General features: G+C 67.7%; 24 protein-coding genes. 14 read left to right on the forward strand and 10 right to left on the reverse strand.

Annotated elements, in window-relative coordinates:
• Positions 1–272: 272 nt before the first annotated feature.
• Entirely contained in the window at positions 273–566 is a 294-nt protein-coding gene (locus ACQY39_RS00560) for an Lrp/AsnC ligand binding domain-containing protein (protein ID WP_428502970.1), read from the reverse strand.
• A 156-nt stretch (positions 567–722) separates the two neighbouring features.
• Between ACQY39_RS00560 and ACQY39_RS00565 the strand changes: the two genes are divergently transcribed.
• Positions 723–1,679: a pirin family protein gene (locus tag ACQY39_RS00565; protein ID WP_428502971.1), complete on the forward strand. Its 957-nt coding sequence runs from the start codon at positions 723–725 to the stop codon at positions 1,677–1,679.
• A 4-nt stretch (positions 1,680–1,683) separates the two neighbouring features.
• Here ACQY39_RS00565 and ACQY39_RS00570 read toward each other — a convergent pair whose 3' ends face one another.
• Positions 1,684–2,334: an MliC family protein gene (locus ACQY39_RS00570; RefSeq protein ID WP_428502972.1), complete on the reverse strand. Its 651-nt coding sequence runs from the start codon at positions 2,332–2,334 to the stop codon at positions 1,684–1,686.
• Here ACQY39_RS00570 and ACQY39_RS00575 point away from each other — a divergent pair.
• From ACQY39_RS00575 to ACQY39_RS00595, 5 genes are all read left to right on the forward strand, one after another.
• Positions 2,333–3,808 (forward strand): FAD-binding oxidoreductase, encoded by a 1,476-nt coding sequence (locus tag ACQY39_RS00575; protein ID WP_428502973.1) that lies wholly within the window; start codon positions 2,333–2,335, stop codon positions 3,806–3,808. The genes ACQY39_RS00570 and ACQY39_RS00575 overlap by 2 nt on opposite strands.
• Positions 3,809–3,976: 168 nt before the next feature.
• Positions 3,977–4,498, forward strand: a complete 522-nt coding sequence (locus tag ACQY39_RS00580; RefSeq protein ID WP_428502974.1) for a hypothetical protein — start codon at positions 3,977–3,979, stop codon at positions 4,496–4,498.
• Between the two features lies 1 nt (position 4,499).
• Positions 4,500–5,186 (forward strand): PspA/IM30 family protein, encoded by a 687-nt coding sequence (locus ACQY39_RS00585; protein ID WP_428502975.1) that lies wholly within the window; start codon positions 4,500–4,502, stop codon positions 5,184–5,186.
• On the forward strand, positions 5,183–5,815 hold the full coding sequence (locus ACQY39_RS00590) for a YqiJ family protein (RefSeq protein ID WP_428502976.1): 633 nt from the start codon (positions 5,183–5,185) through the stop codon (positions 5,813–5,815). The genes ACQY39_RS00585 and ACQY39_RS00590 overlap by 4 nt, the downstream gene beginning before the upstream one ends.
• 38 nt (positions 5,816–5,853) lie before the next feature.
• Entirely contained in the window at positions 5,854–7,545 is a 1,692-nt protein-coding gene (locus ACQY39_RS00595; protein WP_428502977.1) for a flotillin family protein, read from the forward strand.
• Positions 7,546–7,579: 34 nt separating this feature from the next.
• Here ACQY39_RS00595 and ACQY39_RS00600 read toward each other — a convergent pair whose 3' ends face one another.
• Positions 7,580–8,176, reverse strand: a complete 597-nt coding sequence (locus ACQY39_RS00600) for an ECF-type sigma factor (RefSeq protein WP_428502978.1) — start codon at positions 8,174–8,176, stop codon at positions 7,580–7,582.
• Between the two features lie 130 nt (positions 8,177–8,306).
• Here ACQY39_RS00600 and ACQY39_RS00605 point away from each other — a divergent pair, with 130 nt between their 5' ends.
• Positions 8,307–9,392, forward strand: a complete 1,086-nt coding sequence (locus tag ACQY39_RS00605; RefSeq protein WP_428502979.1) for a hypothetical protein — start codon at positions 8,307–8,309, stop codon at positions 9,390–9,392.
• Positions 9,393–9,560: 168 nt separating this feature from the next.
• On the opposite strand, the gene ACQY39_RS00610 is transcribed toward ACQY39_RS00605, so the two are convergent.
• The 3 genes from ACQY39_RS00610 to ACQY39_RS00620 are packed head-to-tail and all read right to left on the reverse strand — an operon-like array spanning position 9,561 to position 12,596.
• Positions 9,561–11,366, reverse strand: a complete 1,806-nt coding sequence (locus tag ACQY39_RS00610) for an ATP-binding response regulator (protein WP_428502980.1) — start codon at positions 11,364–11,366, stop codon at positions 9,561–9,563.
• A 42-nt stretch (positions 11,367–11,408) separates the two neighbouring features.
• Positions 11,409–11,963, reverse strand: coding sequence for a DUF2799 domain-containing protein (locus tag ACQY39_RS00615; protein ID WP_428502981.1), 555 nt, complete (start codon positions 11,961–11,963; stop codon positions 11,409–11,411).
• A gap of 45 nt (positions 11,964–12,008) precedes the next feature.
• Complete coding sequence (locus ACQY39_RS00620) at positions 12,009–12,596, reverse strand: HD domain-containing protein (RefSeq protein ID WP_428502982.1); 588 nt, start codon at positions 12,594–12,596, stop codon at positions 12,009–12,011.
• A gap of 222 nt (positions 12,597–12,818) precedes the next feature.
• On the opposite strand from ACQY39_RS00620, the gene ACQY39_RS00625 reads away from it, so the two are divergent.
• The 6 genes from ACQY39_RS00625 (at position 12,819) to ACQY39_RS00650 (ending at position 17,665) form a co-directional block, all read left to right on the forward strand.
• Complete coding sequence (locus tag ACQY39_RS00625; RefSeq protein WP_428502983.1) at positions 12,819–13,385, forward strand: cytochrome b; 567 nt, start codon at positions 12,819–12,821, stop codon at positions 13,383–13,385.
• 31 nt (positions 13,386–13,416) lie between these two features.
• Positions 13,417–14,049 (forward strand): YceI family protein, encoded by a 633-nt coding sequence (locus ACQY39_RS00630; RefSeq protein WP_428502984.1) that lies wholly within the window; start codon positions 13,417–13,419, stop codon positions 14,047–14,049.
• Between the two features lie 70 nt (positions 14,050–14,119).
• A complete protein-coding gene (locus ACQY39_RS00635) occupies positions 14,120–14,689 on the forward strand; it encodes a YceI family protein (protein WP_428502985.1) in 570 nt (189 codons plus the stop codon).
• 246 nt (positions 14,690–14,935) lie between these two features.
• Positions 14,936–16,369: a histidine kinase gene (locus ACQY39_RS00640; protein WP_428502986.1), complete on the forward strand. Its 1,434-nt coding sequence runs from the start codon at positions 14,936–14,938 to the stop codon at positions 16,367–16,369.
• Positions 16,366–16,791 (forward strand): hypothetical protein, encoded by a 426-nt coding sequence (locus tag ACQY39_RS00645; protein ID WP_428502987.1) that lies wholly within the window; start codon positions 16,366–16,368, stop codon positions 16,789–16,791. Before ACQY39_RS00640 ends, ACQY39_RS00645 begins: the two co-directional genes overlap by 4 nt.
• Positions 16,792–16,819: 28 nt before the next feature.
• Positions 16,820–17,665 (forward strand): LytR/AlgR family response regulator transcription factor, encoded by an 846-nt coding sequence (locus ACQY39_RS00650; RefSeq protein WP_428502988.1) that lies wholly within the window; start codon positions 16,820–16,822, stop codon positions 17,663–17,665.
• An 8-nt stretch (positions 17,666–17,673) separates the two neighbouring features.
• Here the strand turns inward: ACQY39_RS00650 and ACQY39_RS00655 are convergent, their stop codons facing one another.
• From ACQY39_RS00655 to ACQY39_RS00670, 4 genes are read right to left on the reverse strand one after another with little or no spacing between them, the layout of a single operon-like run.
• Positions 17,674–18,354, reverse strand: coding sequence for a CerR family C-terminal domain-containing protein (locus ACQY39_RS00655; protein ID WP_428502989.1), 681 nt, complete (start codon positions 18,352–18,354; stop codon positions 17,674–17,676).
• A gap of 8 nt (positions 18,355–18,362) precedes the next feature.
• Positions 18,363–19,082, reverse strand: a complete 720-nt coding sequence (locus tag ACQY39_RS00660) for an ATP-binding cassette domain-containing protein (RefSeq protein ID WP_428502990.1) — start codon at positions 19,080–19,082, stop codon at positions 18,363–18,365.
• A gap of 2 nt (positions 19,083–19,084) precedes the next feature.
• A complete protein-coding gene (gene devC, locus ACQY39_RS00665) occupies positions 19,085–20,287 on the reverse strand; it encodes an ABC transporter permease DevC (RefSeq protein WP_428502991.1) in 1,203 nt (400 codons plus the stop codon).
• On the reverse strand, positions 20,284–21,474 hold the full coding sequence (locus ACQY39_RS00670; protein WP_428502992.1) for an HlyD family efflux transporter periplasmic adaptor subunit: 1,191 nt from the start codon (positions 21,472–21,474) through the stop codon (positions 20,284–20,286). Before ACQY39_RS00670 ends, devC begins: the two co-directional genes overlap by 4 nt.
• Before the next feature lie 201 nt (positions 21,475–21,675).
• On the opposite strand from ACQY39_RS00670, the gene ACQY39_RS00675 reads away from it, so the two are divergent.
• Positions 21,676–22,569: an SPFH domain-containing protein gene (locus ACQY39_RS00675; protein ID WP_428502993.1), complete on the forward strand. Its 894-nt coding sequence runs from the start codon at positions 21,676–21,678 to the stop codon at positions 22,567–22,569.
• Positions 22,570–22,595: the final 26 nt, after the last annotated feature.

Here is a 22,595-nt window from a genome sequence, read left to right on the forward strand (position 1 = left end):
CGGCCGCGGTCATTCAAGCTACGCCAGGCTTACCGCATCGGGTGAGCGACCGGTCGCGGGAGCGCAGCGGTCCAAGCCAGCAGCGACCCGCCGTTGACCGCTTCCGGCGGTCGCGGACCTTCGTTCTGGCATAACGTACGACCGACACCAGCCTATAGCCGACACATCAGTTGCACTGGGCCCGCCAGCGAGTTGTGCAGCCATGGTCAGTGCAAACCGGCTCCCAGGGCCAACGAGGCCAGAGTCCGCACGCCTGGGCGCCGCCGGCGCACTCACCGGACATAGGACAACGACCGTGCCATCGTGAACTTCAGCACCTCCATCGCGAAGGTGGAGCCGACATCGAAGAGCTGCGTGCCAGCGATCAAGCGCTTGTAGTCCGCGTCGTAGGCGGCGATGCCGGGCACGAGGACGTGCAGCAGGTGGTTGACGTCGCCGCTCAACCGGTAGAAATCGACCACCTCGGGAAACGCCTGCACGGTGGCGAGGAAGCGATCGGACCAAGCACCAAGCTTTCCTGCATACGCGAGGCAGTACGCACCGAGACAAAACGGGGAAGCCGACATTGAGCGACTGCGCGCCAGAAGAAACAGGCCTGATCGCGGGCTGAAGCCTCAACCGCAAAAGTGCCCACTCGCAGGCCCGCCTCGTGGCCCTATCCCGCAGGCCTGAGTCGGTGTTTTTCCGGCGATGATGTTGCCCAGACACCCCGGAGCCCGCGCATGAGCAGCAGCAACAGCAGCCCCCCCGCCGCCCCCTTCGACCGCATCCACGCCCGCCGCACCGAGCTGGGCGAGGGTCTGACCATACGCCGCGCCCTGCCGACGGCGCAGCGGCGCCGCGTGGGTGCCTGGTGTTTTCTCGACCACATCGGGCCCGTGCAGTTTGAGGGTCAGGCGCTGGAGAACGGCGGCCTGCATGTCGGCGGCCATCCGCACATCGGCTTGCAGACCTTCACCTGGATGATCGAGGGCGAGATCCTGCACCGCGACAGCCTGGGCAGCGAGCAGCTGATCCGGCCCGGCGAAGTGAACTTGATGACGGCCGGCCACGGCATCGTCCACACCGAAGATGCGCCCGCCGGCACGGCGCGCATCCACGCGGCCCAGCTCTGGATCGCGCTGCCCCCGGGCGAGGAAGACCGGCCGCCGGCCTTCGAGCACCATGCCAGCCTGCCGCGCTGGCAGGAGCAAGGCGCGCAATGGACCCTGCTGGCCGGCAGCCACGCCGGCCGCACGGCGCCGCCGCGTGTCTACACGCCGCTGCTGGGCCTGGAGATCCATGCACCGAACGAAGCCGTCGAGCTGCAACTGAATCTGCGCAGCGATTTCGAGCATGGCCTGCTGCCGCTGGAAGGCGAACTGGGCCTGGCCGGCGAGACCCTGGGCACGGGCGAGCTCGCCTATCTGGCGCCGGGGCAGGCTCCCGCGTCCATCCGCCTCAGCGCCGGCGGCCGCCTGCTGCTGCTAGGCGGCGAGCCCTTCCCGGCCGAGATCGAGATGTGGTGGAACTTCGTCGGACTCAGCCGCGCGGCGGTGGCCCAGGCGCAGGCCGATTGGGATGCGCAACGCGAAGCCGGCGGCCCGCGCTTCGGCCGGGTGCAGGGCGACGAAGGCCGGCGCCTGGTGGCCCCGCGCCTGCCGGCCAGCGGCTACAGCCCCAGCACTCCGCAGGAGTAAAGCGTCAGGGGCGCCGGCAGACCATCTCCGGCGCCTGATAGCCCCAGACGATGCGGGCTTCGCCCTGGTGCTCCCAGAAGCTCTCATTGCGGCCGACGTAGCGGCTTCCGCTGGCGCTGCGCTCGGCAAACATCAGCGAGTTGCTGTCGCCGAATTCGGCTACCAGGGTCGGCGGCTCTGTGGCGAAGAAGTTCACCACCACCTCTTTGGCGGCATTGCCATCACAGGCCCAGCGGATCGGCCCCTGCGCCGGCAGCAGGCGGTAGCGAGCCTGCAGCTCGGCGATGCGGCGGACATAGCTGTCTTTCACGCAGGCCGGTTTGTCCTCGCTCTTCCAGCACTCGTCCCGGCCCTTGACCCAGCCGCGCTGCTCGGCCTTGAGCAGGGGCGGGCGCTCCTTGGCGGCCTTTTTCAAAGCCTGGCTGTAGACCTGACTCAGCTGCAGGTCCAGCTGCGCGAGGCCGGCATCGGCGCAAACCAGGGCGGCCATGCTGCCGGGCTGGACCTTGGCGCAGTCGAAGGCCGGGCGCGGCCCTGCCGGCGCAGCGGGCGCTGCGCCACAGAAGAGCGCCAGCAGCAGGCCCATCTGGCCTCGCCGCATGCGGCTTGAGCTACGCTGAGCGAGGACCAGGGAACGCAGGGAGAAGCAGAACATGGCAGGGGCTCCGAAAGTTAGCAGCGATCAGAGATTAAGCGATCTTGCCGCGCTGCCGGCGCTGAGCCGGCGCCGCCTGGTTCTGGGCCTGGCCCAAGCCGGTCTGCTCAGCCTGCTGCCCACGGCGGTGCATTGCGCGCCGGAGCTGTGGGTGCACAACGTCACCCGTCTCTACAGCGTACCGGTGGCGCGTATCGAGCGCCCTCGTTCCGCCCAGGACATCGCGGCCGCCTTGCGCGCCTGGCCGGGCCAGGTCGCTGTGGGCGGCGGGCATTTCAGCATGGGCGGTCAGGTGGCGATCACTGGCGGCCTGCAGCTGGATCTGCGCGATATGAAAGCCCTGGTCTGGCTGCGGGCGGAGCAGATGCGCGTGCGGGTGCAGGCCGGCATGAGCTGGCGGGATCTGCAAGACCATCTCGACCCACTGGGCCTGGCCGTCAAGACCATGCAGAGCTATTCCAATTTCAGCATCGGCGGCTCGGTCTCAGTCAACTGCCATGGCCGTTATGTCGGCCACGGGCCTGTAGGCCGCACGGTGCAGGCGCTGCAACTGGTGCTGGCCGATGGCCGCATCGTCGAGGCCAGCCGCAACGAGAACGCCGAGCTGTTCCGAGCGGCACTGGGCGGCTACGGGGCGCTGGCAGTGATCAGCGAGGTGGAGCTCGATCTGGCCCGCAACTGCAAGATCCGCCGCGAAGTGAAAAGCGTGGCGCTGGCCGACTACCCGGCCTACTTCCAGCGCGAAGTGCTGACTCGCGAGGACTGCGTGCTGCACAACGCCGATCTGCTGCCGCCACGATTCGACCGGCCGGTCGCGGTCAGCTGGCGCCGCTGCGCAGACAGCACGCCGCTGACCGAGACCGCCCGCCTGGTGCCACGCGGCGCCAGCTACCGGCTGGAGCAGAGCCTCATCTGGGTGATGAGCGAGCTGCCCGGTGGGGCCTTGTTGCGCAGCCAGGTCGTGCACCCCTTGCTCAGCGCCGGCACGGCCGTGCAATGGCTGAACCATGAGGCCAGCCTCGATGTGGCCCAGCTGGAGCCGCGCCAGCGCACACGCTCCAGCTATGTGCTGCAGGAGTACTTCATTCCGCCACGGCACTTCCTGGCTTTCGCCCGCTCCATGGCGGCGCTGCTGCAAAAGCACCGGGTGATGGCGCTGAACGTATCCATACGCCATGCACCGGCCGACACCGACAGCCTTCTACCCTGGGCCCGGGAGGACGTGTTCTGCTTCGTGCTGTACTACAAGCAGGGCACCGACGAGGCAGCCCAGGCCCGGGTGGCCGGCTGGACGCGCGAGCTGATCACCCTGGCCCTGGAGCACGAGGGGCGCTACTACCTGCCCTACCAGCTGCATGCCAGCCAAGCGCAGTTCGAGCAAGCCTACCCGGAGGTGAGCGAGCTGCGCCGGCTGAAGCAGCTGCACGACCCGGCCAAGAAGCTCAGCAATCAACTGTGGGCACTCTATCTTTGATTGCCTGCCAGAAAAGCGAGCCACATAGGCGGCCTCGCCCGCTGGAACCCGCCTTGGCTGACTCGCAACGGACCTCGGTCCCTACCCCCTTCCGGGGGTGTTGTCATTTGAATTCAAACGAATACACTGCCTCGCATCGGGTCTCCACAGGCCCGCAGGAGCAGGTCCATGACGCAAGTCCCGAGCACGACGATGGAGCCGCTGTCGGCGCGCATCCCCAGCGATCTTTACCTCTGGCTGGCCCAACTCAAAGTGGAAGGCGCCAACACCAACAGCGACAAACTGCGGGTGCTGCTGGGCCAGCTGAAGCGCCAGCACGACGGGGCCTTCGACTTCGTCACCGCCTTGGCCTGGTGCCGCGATCTGGCTGCCCGGCCACGCAATGCCCTGGCCCTGCTGGAGGCCGAAACCGGCCGGCACTCCGAGGTGCTGAGCCAGGCCCTGGAACACATCAGCCACGCGATGGCGCTGCTGATCAGCGCTGAGGTCGGCAGCCTCGAGCAGGCAGCCCAGCTGGAAGACAAGCTCGTGCGCCGCAGCTTGGCCCACACCGAATCCCTGCTGCGCCAGGCCACCACGCCGAGCGCTGCGGCCTTCGACCCCGATGTGGTGCAGCGTCACTTGAGCGGCACCCTGCAATTGGCGCAAGCCATCCAACGTCTGCAACACAGCAGCCCCCAAGGAGACTGATATGGCCGAGACCCTGAGATCCCGCGTCACCCGTGCAATGGCCGGCGGTGTGCATGCCTTGCTGGACCGCATCGAGGACCGCGCGCCCGAAGCGATGATGGAGCAGGCGCTGCGCGAACTCGACCAGGTGGTGGACGAGGTGCGCCACGAGCTGGGCACCGTCACCGCCAACCGGCATCTGGCCCAGCAGCGCCACGCCGAGCTGAACCGCCAGCACGACACGCTGAAAGTGCAGATCGACACCGCCCTGGGCCAGGGCCGCGAAGACCTGGCGCGCGCCGCTGTGGGCCGCCAACTGGACATCGAGACCCAGCTGCCGCTGCTGGAGGCCAGCCTGGCCGAGCTGGCCCAGCAGGAGGGCGAGCACCGCGGCTATGTCGACGCCCTTCTGGCCAAGCGGCGCGAGATGGAGGCAGCGCTGAGCCAGTTCCGCCAGAGCCGGGCCAGCAGCGCCGGCACGGCCGCCAGCCCCGGCAGCAGCGCCGCCCAGATCGAGCAACGCATGGCCGGCGCCACCGGCGCCTTTGACCGCATCTATGAGCGCCAGACCGGGCTCGGCGGCGTCGCCCGCGCCGGCCGGCTGGAAGATGCCAGCAAGCTGCAGACGCTGGAGGAACTGGTGCGGCAGACGCAGATCGAGGCGCGCCTGGCCCAGCTCAAGCTGCCCGGCACGGACGGCCAGGCATGAGCTTGTTCACCACCCCGGAGAACCTGCCTTTCGGCATCGCCTTCGCCATGATCGTCGGCATCGCCCTGCTGGAGGGCCTGGGCATGATGATCTCGATGAGCCCCAGCAACTGGCTGGACGACTGGCTGCCCGAAGCCGGCCATGACAGCGCGCTGGACCGGGTGCTGGGCTGGCTGCATCTGGGCCGGGTGCCGGCCCTGGTCGTGCTGCTGCTGTTCCTGACCGGCTATGCCTTGTTCGGCTACAGCCTGCAGCTGGTCAGCCGAGGTCTGGTCGGCCACTACCTGCCGGCCTGGATCGCCGGGCTGGCTGCGGTGCCGGCAGGCCTGACCACGACACGCGCCCTGGGTGCCCTGGTGGCCCACATCATCCCGCGCGACGAGAGCACGGCCGTCAGCGCCCAGAGCCTGCTGGGCCGGGTCGCCACCGTCTATGCCGGCCACGCCCGCCAGGGCCTGGCCGGGCAAGCACGGGTGCGCGACGAGCATGGCCGCGTGCACCACCTGCTGGTCGAACCCGACCTGGCCGACGAGGTCTTCGAGGAAGGCAGCGAGCTGCTGCTGGTGCGCAAGAACGGCGCCATCTACCGAGCCATCCGCAACCCGCACCCGGGCCTGGTCGAGCGCTGAGGCGCGGCACATCTGTTTCAAGGAGGAAGAGGAAACCCATGGACAACAATTTGATTGAACTCGGCAGCATCGCCGGCATCGCCCTGCTGGGCCTGTTTGCCATCGGCCTGGTGTTCGCGCGCTTGTACAAGCGCTCGACCAAGGAGACCGCATTCGTGCGCACCGGCCTGGGCGGGCAGAAGGTCATCATGGACGGCGGCGCCATCGTGCTGCCGGTGTTTCATGAGCGCGTGCTGGTCAATATGAACACGCTGAAGCTCGAAGTCATGCGCCGCGAACGAGAGAGCCTGATCACCAAGGACCGCATGCGGGTGGACGTGACTGCCGCCTTCTTCGTGCGCGTGCAGCAGACGGCCGAGGCCGTCAGCACCGCGGCCCAGACCCTGGGCACGCGCACCCTGGCGCCCGAGGCGCTGAAGTCGCTGGTGGAAGACAAGTTCGTCGACGCGCTGCGTGCCACGGCTGCCACCATGACCATCCAGGAGCTGCAGGACAAGCGTCGCGACTTCGTGCAGGCGGTGCAGAACGCGGTGGCCGAGGATCTGGAGAAAAACGGCCTGGAGCTGGAATCGGTCTCGCTGACCAGCCTGGACCAGACCGACAAGCAGTTCTTCAACCCCAACAATGCCTTCGACGCCGAGGGCCTGACCCGCTTGACCGAACAGACCGAGGCGCGCCGCAAGCAGCGCAACGATGTCGAGCAGGAAACCGAGATGCAGGTGCGCACCAAGAACCTGGAAGCGCAGCGACAGAAGCTGACCATCGAGCAGGATCAGGAATTCGCCACCCTGGCCCAGCAGCGCCAGGTCGAGACCGCGCGCGCCGAGCAATCGGCCCAGATCGCCACCCAACAGGCCGAGCGCAGCCGCGAGGCCGAGGCGGCCAAGATCGAGGCCGAGCGCCAGGTCGGGCAGAAGAAGATCGAGGCCGAGCGCGAGATCAAATCGGCCGAGATCGAGAAGAACCTGGTCGTGCAGACGCGCGAGATCGAGCTCGAACGCAAGACCGAGATGCAGCGCGCCGAGCAGCGCAAGCAGGTGGAGATCGCCCGCCAGGACATGGCGATCGCGATTGCCAACAAGAGCAAGGAACAGTCGGTGGCCGATGCCCTGGCCAACCAGGCGCGCGCCGATGCGGTCAAGGCCGAAGAAGGTGTGAACACCGCCCGTCAGGTGGCCGTGGCCGAGCGGGAGAAGAACATCCAGCTGATCGAGGCCAGCAAGGAAGCCGAGCAGCTGGCCATCGCGGTGCGGGTGTCGGCCTCGGCCGAGAAGGAAGCGGCGCTGGACCGCGCCGAAGCCCTGACCATCGAGGCGCGCGCCAAGCAGGCGGCCGCCCTGGCCGAAGCCGAGGGCCGGCGCGCGATCAACGAGGCGCTGAACACCTTGTCGGCCGCGCAGATCGATCTGCAAGTGCGAACCCTGCTGCTGCAGCAGCTGCCGCAGATCATCGAGCAGGCGGTGCGGCCGATGGAGAAGATCGATTCGATCCGCATCTTCCAGGTCAATGGCATGCCCGGTGCAGCCGGGGACTCGGGCAACCCAGGCGCTGGCACGCCAGCGAACGGCACCTTCCCCGAGCAGGTGATGAACTCGGCCCTGCAGTACCAGATTGCCAAGCCCATCGTCGACGCAGTGATGAAGGACGCGGGCCTGAGCAACGAGGGCATCACGGGCATGGCGCACAGCCTGGCCGGCATGCTGCAGCCGCCGGCCGAACTGCGCAGCTGATTGGAAGCCGCCGCGGGAACGCTGCGGCCTGCGCTCAGGCCTGCAGCTCCCGGTGCAACCAGGCCCGGGCCAGGGCCCAGTCGCGCTTGACGGTGGCGGGCGACAAGGCCAGCAGCTCGGCGATTTCCTCGATCTCCAGGCCGCCGAAGAACTTCAGCTCGACCACCTGGGCGGCGCGCGCGTCCACCTGCTCGAAAGCCAGCAAGGCTTCGTGGACGCGCAGCAGCTCCGGGCTTTCGCCTTCGGCAGCCACTTGCTGGGCCTCGGTGAGGGTCAAGGAGACCAGGGGCACGTCGCGCTTGAGCGCTTGTTTGGCCACGGCATGGTTGACCAGGATGCGCCGCATCATCAGCGCGGCCATGCCCAGGAAATGGGCTCGGTTCTGCCATTGGGTGCGGGTCTGGGCGGCCAGGCGCTCCCAGGCCTCGTGGGTCAGCGCCGTGGCGCTGAGGGTGTGGCCGGCGTACTCCTTGCGCATCTGGGCTCGGGCGCCGCGCTTGAGCTCGTCGTACAGAAAGGTGAACAGCTCGTTCACGGCGGCAGCGGGCGAGCCGGCCGGCTCCTGGCTGGCCAGCCAGCGGGTGATTTCCTGCGGGTCGAGCGCAGGAAGCGATGGGGCCGGGCTGCTCATGAAGTTCATTATCAAATGGGCAGGGCGCAGTCCGCTTGCGGGTGGACCCGCAGGCCCATGAGCCTTTTCGAACGGCCAGCCTGCGTTAGCAGGCAAGACCACCCATCGGTGGCCGCTGCGAAAGACGCCCATGAACTCTCTGTCACCCTTGTCTGCGTTGGCCAACTCATCCGGCCTGCCGCAATTGCTCTTGGCCCTGGCCCTGCTGCTGTTCAGCCTGCCCAGCCCGGCACGCGAACAGCCCGATCCGGTGGCCTTGGACGCCGCCTTCAAGCCCGCCGAGCAGGCGGCGCAGTTGCTCAGCCTCACCGAGGCCAAAGCATTGAAGGGACTCAAGCGGGTGGCGGTGTCGCAGTTCAGCGTCGAGTTCGTCACCAGCGACAGCGTCAGCGCCGAAACCTCTGGCTTTGCCGCTGCCGGGCGCGCCCGCGTCACGGCCCATCACCGTCTGGTCGGCGTCGGTCAAGCCGAGTTCCAGGCCCTGGGCGAAGCCATGCATGCTGAGTTCCTGCGCCAGCTGCAGGCCAGCGGTCTGGAGGTGGTGCCGAGCGAGCAAGTGCTGGCCGCCCCCAGCTACCGCAAGCTGGCGGCCACGGGCCTGGCGATGCCGGACATCCAGGACGGCGCCATCACCGTGGCCCCTGCCGGCATGACGCTCTACGGCGCCAACCGCCTGGCCGCACAGACGGCCCAGCCCGCGGGGATGTTCAGCGGCCTGCAGGCCTTCGGCAGCGCCATGTCGGCGATCGGCAATATCAGCGAGCAGCAGGCCTTGCAGGCAGAACTCGGCGACGCCGCCTTGCTGGACGTGCATCTGCGCGTGCATTTCGTGCAATTGACCAACCAGAACAAGGGCTTCTTTGGCCGCCTGGCCAGCCAGGCCTCGGTGTCGGCCCAGACCGCGCCCAGCATTCGCAGCGCCCGCATGGGCGTGCAGGTCGGCGCCTACAGCGCCCAGTTAGCGCTCAAGCAAGCTCTGACCCTGGACCCCAGCGCATTCAGCGAAGTGCGTGAATCGGCCAGCAGCAAAGCCGAGATCGCCGGCGCGGTGCTGGCCGGCCTGATCAGCCTGGCTAGACGCTCCGGCAGCAAGAACAACAGCGACAGCCAGCGCTTCGAAACCGTGGCCGAACCGAACCGCTACCGCGAGGTGCTCAGCACCGGCCTGGCCCAGACCCAGGCGATGCTGGTTGCGCGGCTGCAGGCGGAGCGCTGAGGCGGCGCATCAGCATCTCCAGCGGCCCTTGCGGAAAGCGGCGCAGCCAGGCCTGCGCACGCGTCTGGGCAGAGCTTTGGCGGGCGGCGCCAGGCACCCAGCCCGTGCCGTATCAGACTACGGCCGCCCAGAGCCTCAAAACATGGGGCACTCCGGACGCCACAGCGCTCAGGCCGTGCCCGCCAACACCCGGCTGATGGGGCTGACGCCACCCGCTTCCATCAAGGCCGTATGGATGGCGGCCACCAGCTGCTCTTCCAGCACCGGCTTGTGCAGCAGCACCAAGCCCGCGGCATGAGCTTCACGCAGGCGCTCGGGCGCGGTGTCGCCAGTGATCAGCACGGCCGGCAAACCAGGCAAAGCATTGCGCAGACTGTTCAGGGCTGAGATGCCGTCGTCGCCATCGCGCAGGCGGAAATCGGTCAAGACGATGTCGGGGCGGCGCACCATGCACTTGAGCAAGGCCTCACGGGTGCTGCCGGTGGTGACGACCTCGCAACCATGGCTGCTCAGCAAGGCCCGCATGGCTTCGCGCACTGGCGCCTCGTCGTCAAGCACCAGCACATAGAGATGCGGCAAACGCCTTGCCGCTCCGGCCGGCGCCAGCTCGGGCACGCCGCTGCCTTCGGCCGCGGCAATGCTGAGGCTGAAGCAACTGCCCTGGCCGGGCGTGGAGCAGAGTTGCAGCGGCAGGTCCAGCAGGTCGACCATGCGGCTGACGATGGACAGGCCCAGGCCCAGGCCCTTGGCGCGGTCGCGCTCGGCATTGCCGATCTGGTAGAACTCTTCGAAGATGCGCGCCTGCTCGGCCGGCGCAATGCCGCGCCCGGTATCGCGGACATTGATGCGCCAGATCAGCTCCTCGCCGTCCTCGTCATCGGCCTCGGCCACCACCTCGACATGAACGCCACCCTGGTCGGTGTACTTGATCGCGTTGTCGATCAGATTGCGCAGCACCCGCTCGAGCAGCAGAGGGTCGGTGTCCACATAAACCGCGGCCGGGCAGTCCAGCTTCAGGCTCAAGCCCTTGCCTTCGGCCGTCTGCGCCATTTCCTGGCACAGGCGCTGCAGCCAGCTGCTCAGGCAGAACACCTGGTTGGCCACCGGCACCACCTGGGCATCGAGCTTGGAGATGTCGAGCAGGCCGTCCATCTGCGAAGCCAGGGACTGCAGGGCGAGATTCATATGCCGGCCGATTTCACTGCTCTCGCTGTCCAGCGGGCGCCTCACCAGGGCCGAGCCGAGCAGGGACAGGGTGTGCATGGGCTGGCGCAAGTCATGGCTGGCCGAGGCCAGGAAGCGGGTCTTGGCCTCCATGGCCTGCTCGGCCTTTTGCAGGGCCAAGCGCAGCTGCTGGTTGGTCTGGGCCTGCTGCTGGCGGATCTGCACGGACTCGACGAACACGCGGTAGGCGTCGCGCCCGAGGCTGGCCAGAATCCAGGCGAAGCCAAGGATCAGTGCGCCCAGGGCGACTTCCAGCCAGCTGCTGTCCCGACCGCCGGCATGCCAAACCAGCCAGGACAGGCTGTTGGCCAGGCTCACCGGCAGCAAAAAGGCCAGCAGCACCGGCGCATAGCCGGCCGTGGTCGCGACCGAGCCGGCACACAGGCCCAGCAGCAGCATGGTTTGCACCATGCGCTGGTAGTCATCAAAAAACGGCACGAAGCTCAGCGACGCACTGAACACCAGGCCGTTGAGCAGGCTCAAGCCGATGGCAGCGCGCAAGCGTCGCGCCAGAGACAGGTGGTGCCAGCTGGCCAGACGACCCAAGCCCCACCAACGCAGCGCCAGCACGGCCAGCACCACAGCCAACCAGAGCAAGGTCAGCCAATGCCCGCTGCCCTGCCAGGCCATCACGCTGATCACCGCGGCGCTGATGCCTACCGGGTAAGGCATGCGCCGGCCTTGCTGCGCCAGCAAGCGCAGCAACTCCTCGTCAACACTGGCCTGTTCGGCCGCAATCGGTCGGTTCATGAAAGAAAGTCTGCCCTCAGGGCGTTCGCTGGGCGCCGACGATCAACGCGGTGCCGCCAGGTGCATGCCGGTGATCAGGGCGCGCAGGCGCAGCTGATCGATGTCCAGCCGGCGCATCTGAGCGCGCACATTGGCGCGCTCCTCATCGGTCTTGACCGTGCGCAAGACCTGCTCCAGGCGCTGCAGCTCGCCGTCATTGCGCTGCAACTGCTGCTGCAGGCTGTAGAGCTGCTGGCCCAGCTGGTAATGGTTCATGAAAGCGTCTTCGCCGGCCTGGCCGCGGCAGCCACCCCAGTAGGTCTGGTTGCGCAAGCCCTCGCGCCAACCCGAGCTGGCCGTGCAGTAGCTGCGAATGCCTTGCTCCCAACCCTTGTCCCAGGCGCTGCGATCGGGCGCGACGCCTATTTTGGCGCAGGCCTCCACATGGTCATCCAGGCGCTGCGCGCTGCGGCCTTCGCGCCCGTCGGCCAGGCCGCGGGCCGACCAGTCCGCCTGGCGGCATTGGGATTCACTCATGCTGGCGCAGCCGCTCAGCGCAAACGCCAACAGCAGACAGACCGCCACGCCGGTGGCACGGTTCCAACGCCTATTTTTCATGGGCAGGATGCTAGCCCATGGACAAGCTCCGGAACGCGAGTTTCGTCAAGCCAGCATCACGCGCGCGGGCTGCTTCGCATCTTGCAGCACCCCATCGAGCAGGTCGAGGTAGTAGGCCAGTGGCGGCGTGCGCTTGCCAGGGTGCTTGGCCAGGTCATCCCAGCGGCGCAGCTGGATGGCCCGCGAGGCCTGCGGCTGGGCCAGGAACAGCAAGCGCTCCTCGGCGTTCATGCGCCCGCCCTGCAAGGACAGCGAGTGCAGCGAGGCCGCCGACAAGCTCTCGGCATAGGCCGGGTCACTGCCGACCAGGAAGCGCTTGGCCTGCACATGGAGGCGGATCGGCTCCAGCACCTCGGCGCTGAAGCCGCCGCTGGACAGCAGCACCAGGGCGCGGCTTTCATGCTGGTCATCTTGCAGCACGGCCTCGGCAGGGGCGTCGAGCAGTTGGCCGAGATCGTGCAGAAAGGCAGCCGCCACCAGGGCATGGTCGGCATGGGCCCATTCGGCCAGCTGCGCGCACTGCAGCGCATGTTCCAGCGCACTCACGGCCTCACGGCGCTCCAGGCGCTGGCCCGTGTAAAGCAGGGCGCCACGGCGCTGAAACAGGGCTTCGATCTTGCTGACGATGTCCATGACAGGCACTCCGGTAAACACAACTTCCAACGGCAGGCATCTTGCGCCCGCGACCGTGACCGGGGCGTGACGCGGCCGTGAGCGCGCCGTGAAGGTGAAGATTGCACTAGGGCGGCATTCAAATTCCCTGAACCCTGGCGTCAAGCGCCATGAACCGCCGGGCCGAGGCAACGCCGCACACTGCCGACATTGCGACACGCCGGCGCCACGCGCCAGACCGCCATGACGACTTCAGCACCAGCTTCCGCCCCCGAATCCGCTATACAGCGCTACAGCCCGCTGGCCATGGCCTTGCACTGGCTGCTGGCCGTCCTGATCATCGCCACCTTCGGCTTCGGGGTGTACATGGCCGACCTGCCCTTCTCGCCCAGCCGCATCAAGCTCTACAGCTGGCACAAATGGGCCGGCGTGACCATCCTGCTGCTGTCCACCGTTCGCTTGCTCTGGCGCCTGGGCCACCGCCCGCCCGCCGATGGGCCCATGCCCGCTTGGCAGGCCCGCGCCGCCCACGCCACCCACCTGCTGCTCTACGTGCTGTTCTTCGCCGTGCCCCTGGCGGGCTGGGCCTACAGCTCAGCGGCCGGTTTCCCCATCGTCTGGTTCGGCGTGTTGCCCCTGCCCGACTTTGTGCCGGTGGACAAGGCCCTGGCCGACACCCTCAAGGAAGCCCACAAGCTGCTGGCCTTCGCCATGGCCGGCCTGGTGCTGATGCACATCGCCGCGGCCCTGAAACACCAGTTGCTGGACCGCGACGGACTGCTGCTGCGCATGATGCCGGCGCGCCGCTGAACCGAAGATTCACGAACCGAAAGCCCGAGCCATGAAAACCACGCGATTGATGCACGCCCTGCTGGCCGCCAGCCTGTTCGCCACCCTCCCCGCCAGCTGGGCGCAGAGCAAACCAGCCGCGGCCGCCAAGCCCACGGCTCCAGCCGCGGCTGCCGTGGCCGCCACGCCCCAGCTGCAAGCCGCGGGCAGCGAGTTGCTGTTCGTCAGCCGCCAGATGGGCGTGCCGGTGGAAGGCCGCTTCAAGAAGTTCGACGCCCAGCTTGCCTTCGACCCCAAGAAGCCCGAGACCGGCCGGGTCAGCTTCAGCATCGAGCTGGCCAGCGCCAGCATTGGCGCCCCCGAATTCGACGCGGAACTGGCCAAGGCCGCCTGGTTCGACAGCAAGCGCCTGCCCCAGGCCAGCTTCCAGAGCAGTGCCATCAAGGCCCTGGGCGGCGGCAAGTTCGAGGTCAGCGGCAAACTCAGCATCAAGGGCCAGAGCCGCGACCTGAGCGTGCCCATCAGCCTGACCCAAGCCGGCGGCGTGACCACGGCCACCGGCGCCTTCGTGCTCAAGCGTCTGGAATTCAAGATCGGTGACGGCGAATGGGCCGACACCTCCATGGTCGCCAACGAGGTGCAAGTGAAGTTCAAGCTGCTGTTCAGCGGCATTGCCCCGCTCTGAGGCCGGCCACCACCGCGTTTCCCTCCCGAAACCACCGTCAACCCTGCTTTTTTCCCAAGGAAGTCCCGACATGAAAAAGACCCTGATCGCCGCACTGACCCTGGCCGCCGCCGGCTTCGCGCAAGCTGAATCGGCCACCTACGCCATCGAGCCGACCCACACCTACGCCACCTTCGAGATCTCGCACTTCGGCGTGTCCACCAATCGCGGCCGCTTCGACAAGAAGGAAGGCACGGTCACCCTGGACCGCGCTGCCAAGACCGGCCGCGTTGAGCTGACCCTGCAGATGGCCAGCATCAACACCGGCTCGGCCGCCTTCGATAAGCACCTGCAAAGCGAAGACATCTTTGACGCCGCCAAGTTCGCCACCGCCAAGTTCGTGGGCGACAAATTCACCTTCGCTGGCGACAAGGTCACCGAAGTGGCCGGCGAGCTGACCCTCAAGGGCAAGACCGCCCCGGTGACGCTCAAGGCCGTCGGCTTCGGTTGCTACCAAAGCCCCATGCTCAAGCGCGAAGTCTGCGGTGGCGACTTCGAAGCCACCATCGACCGCACCCAGTGGGGCGTGGATTACGGCCTGGCCTGGGGCTTCCCCAAGGCCGTCAAGCTGGTGATCCAGGTCGAAGCCGTCAAGCAGTAATTCGGCACCGGCGCCCGACCGCCTGCCCGCCCGCCGAGCCCTCGGCCGGCGGGCTTTTTCATGGCGCTTCGTGAAGTCCGTCACAGAGGGCCGCGAGCGGCTTGGCGGAGGCTTCTGTACAGCCTGCCGGACTGTCGCCCGCTCCTGCAATTCAGCCGTCCACCCACACCGTGTGTCGCGGGCACATCGCTCGCCCCGTGCGGCTTGCGTACAGTGCGGCCAAAGACCCAAGGTTTCCCTCCGCCCATGCCGACCTCGCCCGCTTCATCTCCGACGCCCTACCAACGCTGGCAGCAGTTCTCCGCGCTGGTGCTGCGCTGGTTTCACATCTACGCAGGCTGGCTGGTCAGCATCAGCTGGAAGAACTTCATCATCCTGGCTGTCGCGCTGATCATCGGCGCCAATATGGTGTCGAACCTGCCGCCCTTCACCTGGCGTATCACCGAGCAGGTGGAGGACAGCTCCATCCCGCGCAGCAAGCTGCCGCGCCTGCCTCCGGCCCCCAAGGCCGAGAAGCCTGAAAAACCTGAGAAGGCGGCCAAGCCCGGCGGCGTTCACTACGAAATCAGCATCGACGAGCGCGGCGTGCGCGTCCTGCCGCGCACGCCTGGCAGCGAGAAAAGCAGCGAGGGAGCCGCCTCCGAGCCTGGCGGCGAGGAGGGTGGCGTGCACATTCCCTTCCCGGCCTCCACCGACCGCAGCGACATCCGCCGGGCCGTCGAAGAAGCCCGCGCCGCGCTGGAAAAGATTGCCGAGAACGCCCGCGAGGCGCAGGAGCGGGCCGAACAAGAAACGCAAGAAGCCCAGGAAGCCAAGCAAGCGGCCGAAGAGGTGCGCGCCGAAACCGAGCGACTGATCGAACAGGCGCAGAGCGGCGGCCCGCATTCGCGCGTGCGCGTCATCCATGCCGGTGACTTCCTGGTCGACCTGGCCGCACTCTGGGTGCTGGGCTCGGTGCTGATCAAGATCACCTACAAGGGACGCATCCAGGCCGAGGTGAAAGCCGCCCAGGCGACCGAAACGGCCGAGGCCGAGTCGCTGAAGCGCCAGGTCATCGAGGCACGCATGGCCGCCATGCAGGCGCAGGTGGAGCCGCACTTCCTCTTCAACACCCTGGCCTCCATCGACCATCTGATCGAAACCGACCCGCCGCGCGCCTCGCAGATGCAGAAGAACCTGATCGCCCTGCTGCGCGCCTCCATGCCCACCATGCGCGAGGCGAACGCCAGCGGCGTGCGTGATCTGGGCCGCGAGTTGGCCGTTATCAAGCCTTACCTCGAAATCCTGCAGATGCGCATGGAAGAGCGGCTGCAGACCGAGATCGCCGTGCCCGAGGGCCTGCTTTCGGCAGAGTTCCCGCCCATGATGATCCAGAGCCTGGTCGAGAACGCGATCAAGCATGGCCTGGAGCCCAAGGCTGAGGGAGGCAGTCTGCTGGTCAAGGCCGAAGTCACGCATGGCAAGCTGGCCGTGACCGTGGCCGACACCGGCCTGGGCTTCGGCCGCGCGGCCACCGCCGGCACCGGCGTGGGCCTGGCCAATATCCGCGAGCGCTTGATGATCCTCTACGGCTCGCGCGCCAGCGTCACCGTCACCGAGAACCAACCCAGCGGCACCGTGGTGACCATCACCGTGCCTTACCGCAGCCGTGCCGACGATCAAGAAGGAGCATCCGCATGAAGAGCTTTGCCAAATTCACCCTGGCCCTGAGCCTGGTTCTCGCCCTGGTGGCTGCGGTGTCAGGCATCTGGCTGTGGCAGGAGATGTTGGCCCACCCGGGCGTCAGCGTCAGCATCAACGGTGAAGACCTGGGCCTGCAGGAACTCGGCCTGCACGAGTTCGGCGTCGGGCACTGGGGCGAACTCGTGCTGGGCGGCCTGGCCGTGGGCTTTGTGATGGTGTTCGTCCTGCCCTTCGTGCTGCTGCTCGGCGTCGGCCTGCCGCTGCTGATCGTCGGCGGCGTGCTGCTCGGTGTGCTGGGCATGGGCCTGGCGGCCATGTTCAGCGTCGGTGCCTTGCTCGGCTCGCCCTTGATCGTGCTGGGTCTGCTGATCTGGCTGCTGCTGCGTGACCGCCGTGCCAAACCGCAAGCCCGCGCTTGAAGCCCGAATCCCGACATAACATCCGCGCATGAACACGCCGAACACCTCCACCGCCCCCACCCGCGTGCGCGCCATCCTGGCCGACGACGAACGCCTGATGCGCGAGCAGCTGCGCAGCCGACTGACCGAGGTCTGGCCCGACCTTGAGATCATGGCCGAGGCCAAGAACGGGCTGGAAGCGGTGGAGCTGGTGCGCGAGCACCGGCCGGATCTGGTGTTCCTGGACATCCGCATGCCGGGCCTGACCGGCGTGGACGCCGCGCGCCAGATCGCCCAGCTGCCCGAGGATGACAGCTGGCTGGTGCCCGAGATCGTTTTCATCACCGCCTACGATCAGTACGCCGTCGAGGCCTTCGAACAAGGCGTGGCCGACTATGTGCTCAAGCCCGCCGAACGCGAGCGCCTGCTGGTGACGGTGGAGCGCATCAAGAAACGCCTGGCCCAGCGCAACGAGGCCGCCGTGCCCGACACCGCCGAGCCGGCCGGCGCACCGCTGCAGCAGCTGCTGCACAAGCTCTCCGGTCAACTCAACCCCGGCGCCAAGCCCGACTATCTGCAATGGATCCAAGCCACGGTGGGCCCGGCCATCCAGATGATCCCGGTCGAAGACGTGCTGTTCTTCATCAGCGATGAAAAGTACACCCGGGTGCAGACGGCCCGGGTCGAGGCTCTGATCCGCAAACCCATCAAAGAACTGGTGGACGAGCTCGACCCCAGCCTGTTTTGGCAGATCCATCGCTCCACCCTGGTCAATGCCCGCGCCATTGATGGCATCACGCGCGACTTCCGCGGCCGCCAGATGGTGGGCGTCAAAGGCCTGTCCGAGAAGCTCGAAGTCAGCCGCAGCTACACGCATCTGTTCAAGGGCATGTAAGCCGGCGGCTAGGCCGCGCTCGGCTGCCCCAGGATGGCGGCGAGATGGCGCCGGATCATGGCTTGCATCTGGGCCTGCTCTTTTGGGCCGACGCTGCCCCATTCCAGATGCCGCATCACTCCGGCTCGGGCGACACGAAACACCACCATCTGCCCGAGCAGGGCGACCACCGTCAGCCGAGCCTCCGGCGCATCGCGCGTGGGGTCGGCGGCGCGCACCAGCTGGGTCATGGTGGCCAGCACGCGGCGCATGAAGCGCTCGTACACCAGGTCGAAAGCAGCTGTCGGCGCCTGTTGCTCGCGCATGATCAGGGCAGCCCAGGGGCCACTGCCGGGGTCGGCCAGCATGGCCACCATGGCATCGCACAGCTTACCCAGCGAGACCGTGGCCCGCGCCGCGGCGTCATTCTTGCCGCTGCGCGGAGCCAACATCTGCTCGAACTGGTCCAGGGCCGGCCCGATGCGCTGCTCCACCGTGGCGGCGATGTGCTCAAAGACGGCCAGGTACAGGCCTTCCTTGCCACCGAAGTGGTAGCCGATCAGGGCGGGGTGCACCTCGGCGGCGGCGGCGATATCGCGGGTGCTGACCGCGTCGAATCCGGCGCGCGCGAAGGCCTCGGTGGCGGCCTGGATGAGGGCGGTACGGGTGACTTCACTGCGCGACTGAGTGGCATGAGGGGTTCGGGCCATGGCCCGAATTAGAACCCAGCTGCTGAGCGGCGATCATCGACCAGCCGGCCTTGCTCCATGGTGAGGATGCGATCCGCAAGTGCGAGCACCTTGCTGTCGTGGGTGACCATCAAAACCGTGGTGCCGCGCTCGCGCGCCAGAGCCTTGAGCAGATGCACCACCTGCAGCGCAGATTCGCGGTCCAGGGCAGCTGTGGGTTCGTCCGCCAACACCGCGACGGGGTTGCCCACCAAGGCCCGCGCAATCGCCACGCGCTGTTTCTGCCCCCCGGACAGCTGGGCGGGCACATGGTGCAGGCGTTCTGCCAGGCCGAGCTGTGCCAGCAGATGACGACCGGCCTGCGCCCAGGCTTGAGCGGCCTCTCCACCATGCACGGCCAGGCCAAGCCGGACGTTCTGCAGCGCGCTGAGGCTTTCGTGCAGGTTGTGTGCCTGAAAAATGAAGCCGAGCTGGCGGCGCATCTGCACCCGTTGCGCTTCGCTCGCGCCACACAGCTCTTGACCAAGAAGGCGAACGCTGCCCAGCTCGACACTGCGCAGGGCGGCCACGAGCGTGAGCAAGGTTGTCTTGCCCGAGCCCGAGGCGCCCATCAGCACCGTCAGCTCGCCGGCATGGATGTCCAGATCGATGTCGAACAGGACCTGCTTGCGAGCCTCTCCGAGACCGAAAGCATGCTGCAAGCCGCGCACCGCCAGCGACACAGGGCCCACATCGTGTGGCGCAGCCATGCTCAGAACAGCTCCGCTGGATTGGCGCGGGCCAGGCGCCGCGTGGCGATCGCACCCGACAGCGCGCACATGGCCACCGTGCCCAGCAGGACCGCGCCGGCGCGCGGCGCGCTCATCGCCATCGGCAGCCCCGTCTTCCAGGCCACCACGGCATACAGCCCGCTGGCGATCAGCAGACCGGGCACAAAGCCGAGCAGGCCCAGAATCACGGCCTCCTCGAACACAATGCCCAGAAAGAAGCGCTGCGGGTAGCCGATCGCCTTCAAGGTGGCGTACTCCTTCAGGTGGTCGGCCACATCACTGGACAGCACCTGGTAGACGATCACCACGCCGACCAGGATGCCGATGACGATGCCGAAGCCGAAGATCAGGCCGATCGGGCGCTGGGTGGTCTGGAAGCGCTGGTCGTCGGCAATGACGGCATCGAGGCTGCGCACCTTCACATCCCCCGCAGCGCGGAAGCGCTCGCGCAGCAATGCCGCCACGACAGCAGGATCGGCCCCCGCTTGCAGCTGCACCAGGCCCAGATTGGGCGCAGCCGAGCTGCGGTTTGGAAAGAGGCGCAAGAAGGTCTGATCTGAAGCCAGAAGGTAGCCATCGGCCGAGAAGCCGCCACCGATGGCGAAGTGCCCTGCCACCTTCAGGCTGCGGGCGCGCAGTTCCAAGAGCCAGGTTGCATCGGGCTGTGCAGCCAGCACAGGCGCAGCATCGATGTGGCGAGTGCGCGCATCCATCAGCACTGTGTCCGCCAGGTTCAGCAGCCCCTGCTGCCGGCGAATCTCGACCTCATGCAGCGGTGTCTCCGAAGGGTCGAAGCCCAGCACGTCCAAGGCGCGCACGCTGCCGTCTTCCTGACGCCAGTCCAGGCGGCCCAGGAAAACGGCGCTGACCTGGCGCACGCCCGGCACGGCCGCGGCCTGCAGCAGGCGCACCCGCGGCAGCGGGCTGGCGTCGGCCAGGGTGTTCATGTCGGCGGCACTGATCAGGAGCTGCGCGTCCATGGCCCGGTAAGGCAAGGCCACGCTGCCCAGCAGCGCACCGTGGAAGCCCAGCTGCATCAGCACCAGCAGGCTGGCAAAGGCGACCCCGCCCAGCGCCGCGTACAAGCGCGTGCGGGAGTGGCTCAGCTGCAGCCAGCCGATCGGCAAACGCCCCAACAGGCGCTCCAGCCAGCGTCCGGGCCAGGCCCCAGGCAGGCGGCTCATGGCGCCCCCGGCGCCAGCGCAATGCGGGCACGCAGTTCAAGGCCGACCAGGGTGCGCGCGCGCGCCGAGGAGGCCGGATCCAGCTGCACCGTCACACGCAGCACCCGCGCGTCGGTGTTGGCGGCCGGGCTGGCTTCGGTCAGACGCTGGCGCCCGACGGACAGGCCGATCTGGCTGATGTGCCCTTGCAAGCGCGTGCCCAGGGCCGGCGCCTCCAGGCTGACCGGCAGGCCCGCGCGCAGATGCCGAACCTCATCCTGATGCACCTCCAGCTCTGCCGTCATCACCCGGGTGTCGCCAAACTCCAGCACGCCAGACGCTCCAGGGCGCTCGCCCACGCGGCTGCGCAGGGCGATCACCGTGCCCTCGTGCGGCGCCCGCAGCACGCTGCCGGCCAGGTCTTGCCGCGCCCGATTGAGCTCGGCCCGGGCCGCCTCCACGCCTTTCTGCGCCAGGCGCAGGTCGGGCTGCGTGGCCGCATCGCCGGCGTATCGCGCCTGGCCGGCCTGCGCGCGCGCCAGCAGCTCCAGCGCTTCGTCCCGCTGCGTGCGGCGCTGGTCGAGCGCCGTGGGCGACACAAAGTCCTGCGCGGCCAGGGCCTCCCAGCGCTGGTAGTCCTGGGCGGCTGCCCGCGCCACGAGCTCGGCCCGGCGCAGCTCCGCGGCGACCTGGGCCTGGGCCGAGGAGACCTCGCGTGCAGCCTGCTGCAAGGCTGCCTCACGGCTGGCCAGCTGGCGCTCGGCCACCAGCAGCGCCGCCTGGCGGGCCTCGGAGTTGCCAAAGGTGACCAAGCGCGCACCCGCGGCCACCTGCTGCCCTTCGTGAACATGAAGCTCGGCGACTGGCGCATCGCCGGCGCCAAACGGTGCGGCCAGCATGCGCAGTTCCCCCTGAGGCGCCAGCCGCCCCAGGGCAAGGACCTGGGTGGGCGGCGCCAGGCCAGGCTGCGCGGCCTTGGTGGCGGGCGCCGCCCACCACGAACGACTTGCCAGCACGGCACCGAGCAGGAGCAAGGCGAACGCGGCGGCGCCCAGTGCGGCCGGCCAGCGCGCGACAACCAGGGCCACCGAGGCGGATTCAGCCCGGTGCGCGCCAGCGCCGCCGCTCCGATCCACCACCAGCAGGGGCAAGCAGGGCGAGGCGGGAGCGACAGGCGCTGGCGGGCAAGCACGGGATTCGGCAGACATGGCAAGCCTTAATTTGTCCATTTGATCAAATTGTACGACTGGACAAATTAAAAACGCAAGATGCGTCCATCGCGACGGGCGCACGCCCACTCACACCAGCGGAACCGCCATTCAACGGACCTCTCAGCAGCCCATCTCCGAAGCGCTTGACAGCCGCCATTCTGCGATTAAAGTGATATCACCTTTAACGGAGGAGCGATCATGAAATCCGAACGTGAACTGCGCATCGAAACCCCCGCTGGCACCCACAACGGCTATCTGGCCGTGGCCCTGGGTTTGCTGGCCTTGATGGGCGGCATAGCCCTGGTGTTCGGTGCCGTGAACTTGGGTCCCAAGGCCCTGATCCCTGCACTGGCGCTGCTGCTGATTGGCGTGCTTGCTCTGGCCGGGCTCTATATGCAGCAGCCCAATGAAGCGCGCATCCTGACCTTGTTCGGGCGGTACAGCGGCAGCGACCGGCGCGAAGGCCTGCGCTGGGCCAACCCACTGATGATCAAGCGCAAGATCTCGCTGCGCTCGCGCAATCTCAATGCGCCCACGCTCAAGGTCAATGACAAGCGCGGCAACCCGGTGGAAATCAGCGCTGCCGTGGTCTGGCGCGTGCAGGACACGGCCCGTGCGGTCTTTGAGGTCGATGATTTCGAGGTCTATGTGCGCATCCAGGCCGAGGCCGCGATCCGCCATCTGGCCGCTCAGTTTGCCTACGACGAGGGCGATGATCTGAGCAGCGGCGAAACCACGCTGCGTGCCGGCCAGGACGAGGTGGCTGCGGCCCTGGTCAAGCAGCTGCAGGAGCGCTTCGGCGACGCCGGCGTCGAGGTGCAGGACGCCAAGATCACCCACCTGGCCTATGCGCCGGAAATCGCCCAGGTGATGCTGCGCCGCCAGCAGGCCGAGGCCATCATCAGCGCCCGCAAGAAGATCGTGCTCGGCGCGGTCAGCATGGTGGAGGAAGCGCTCAAGGGCCTGAGCGAGCGCTCCATCGTCGAACTGGACGACGAGCGCAAGGCCGCCATGGTGTCCAACCTGCTCGTGGTGCTGTGCTCGGACAAGGAGACGCAGCCCATCGTCAACACGGGTACGCTGTACAACTGAGGCCACCCCGGCCTCAGCCCACGACA

This window comes from Roseateles sp. (assembly GCF_965262435.1).
GTDB lineage: Bacteria > Pseudomonadota > Gammaproteobacteria > Burkholderiales > Burkholderiaceae_C > Paucibacter_A.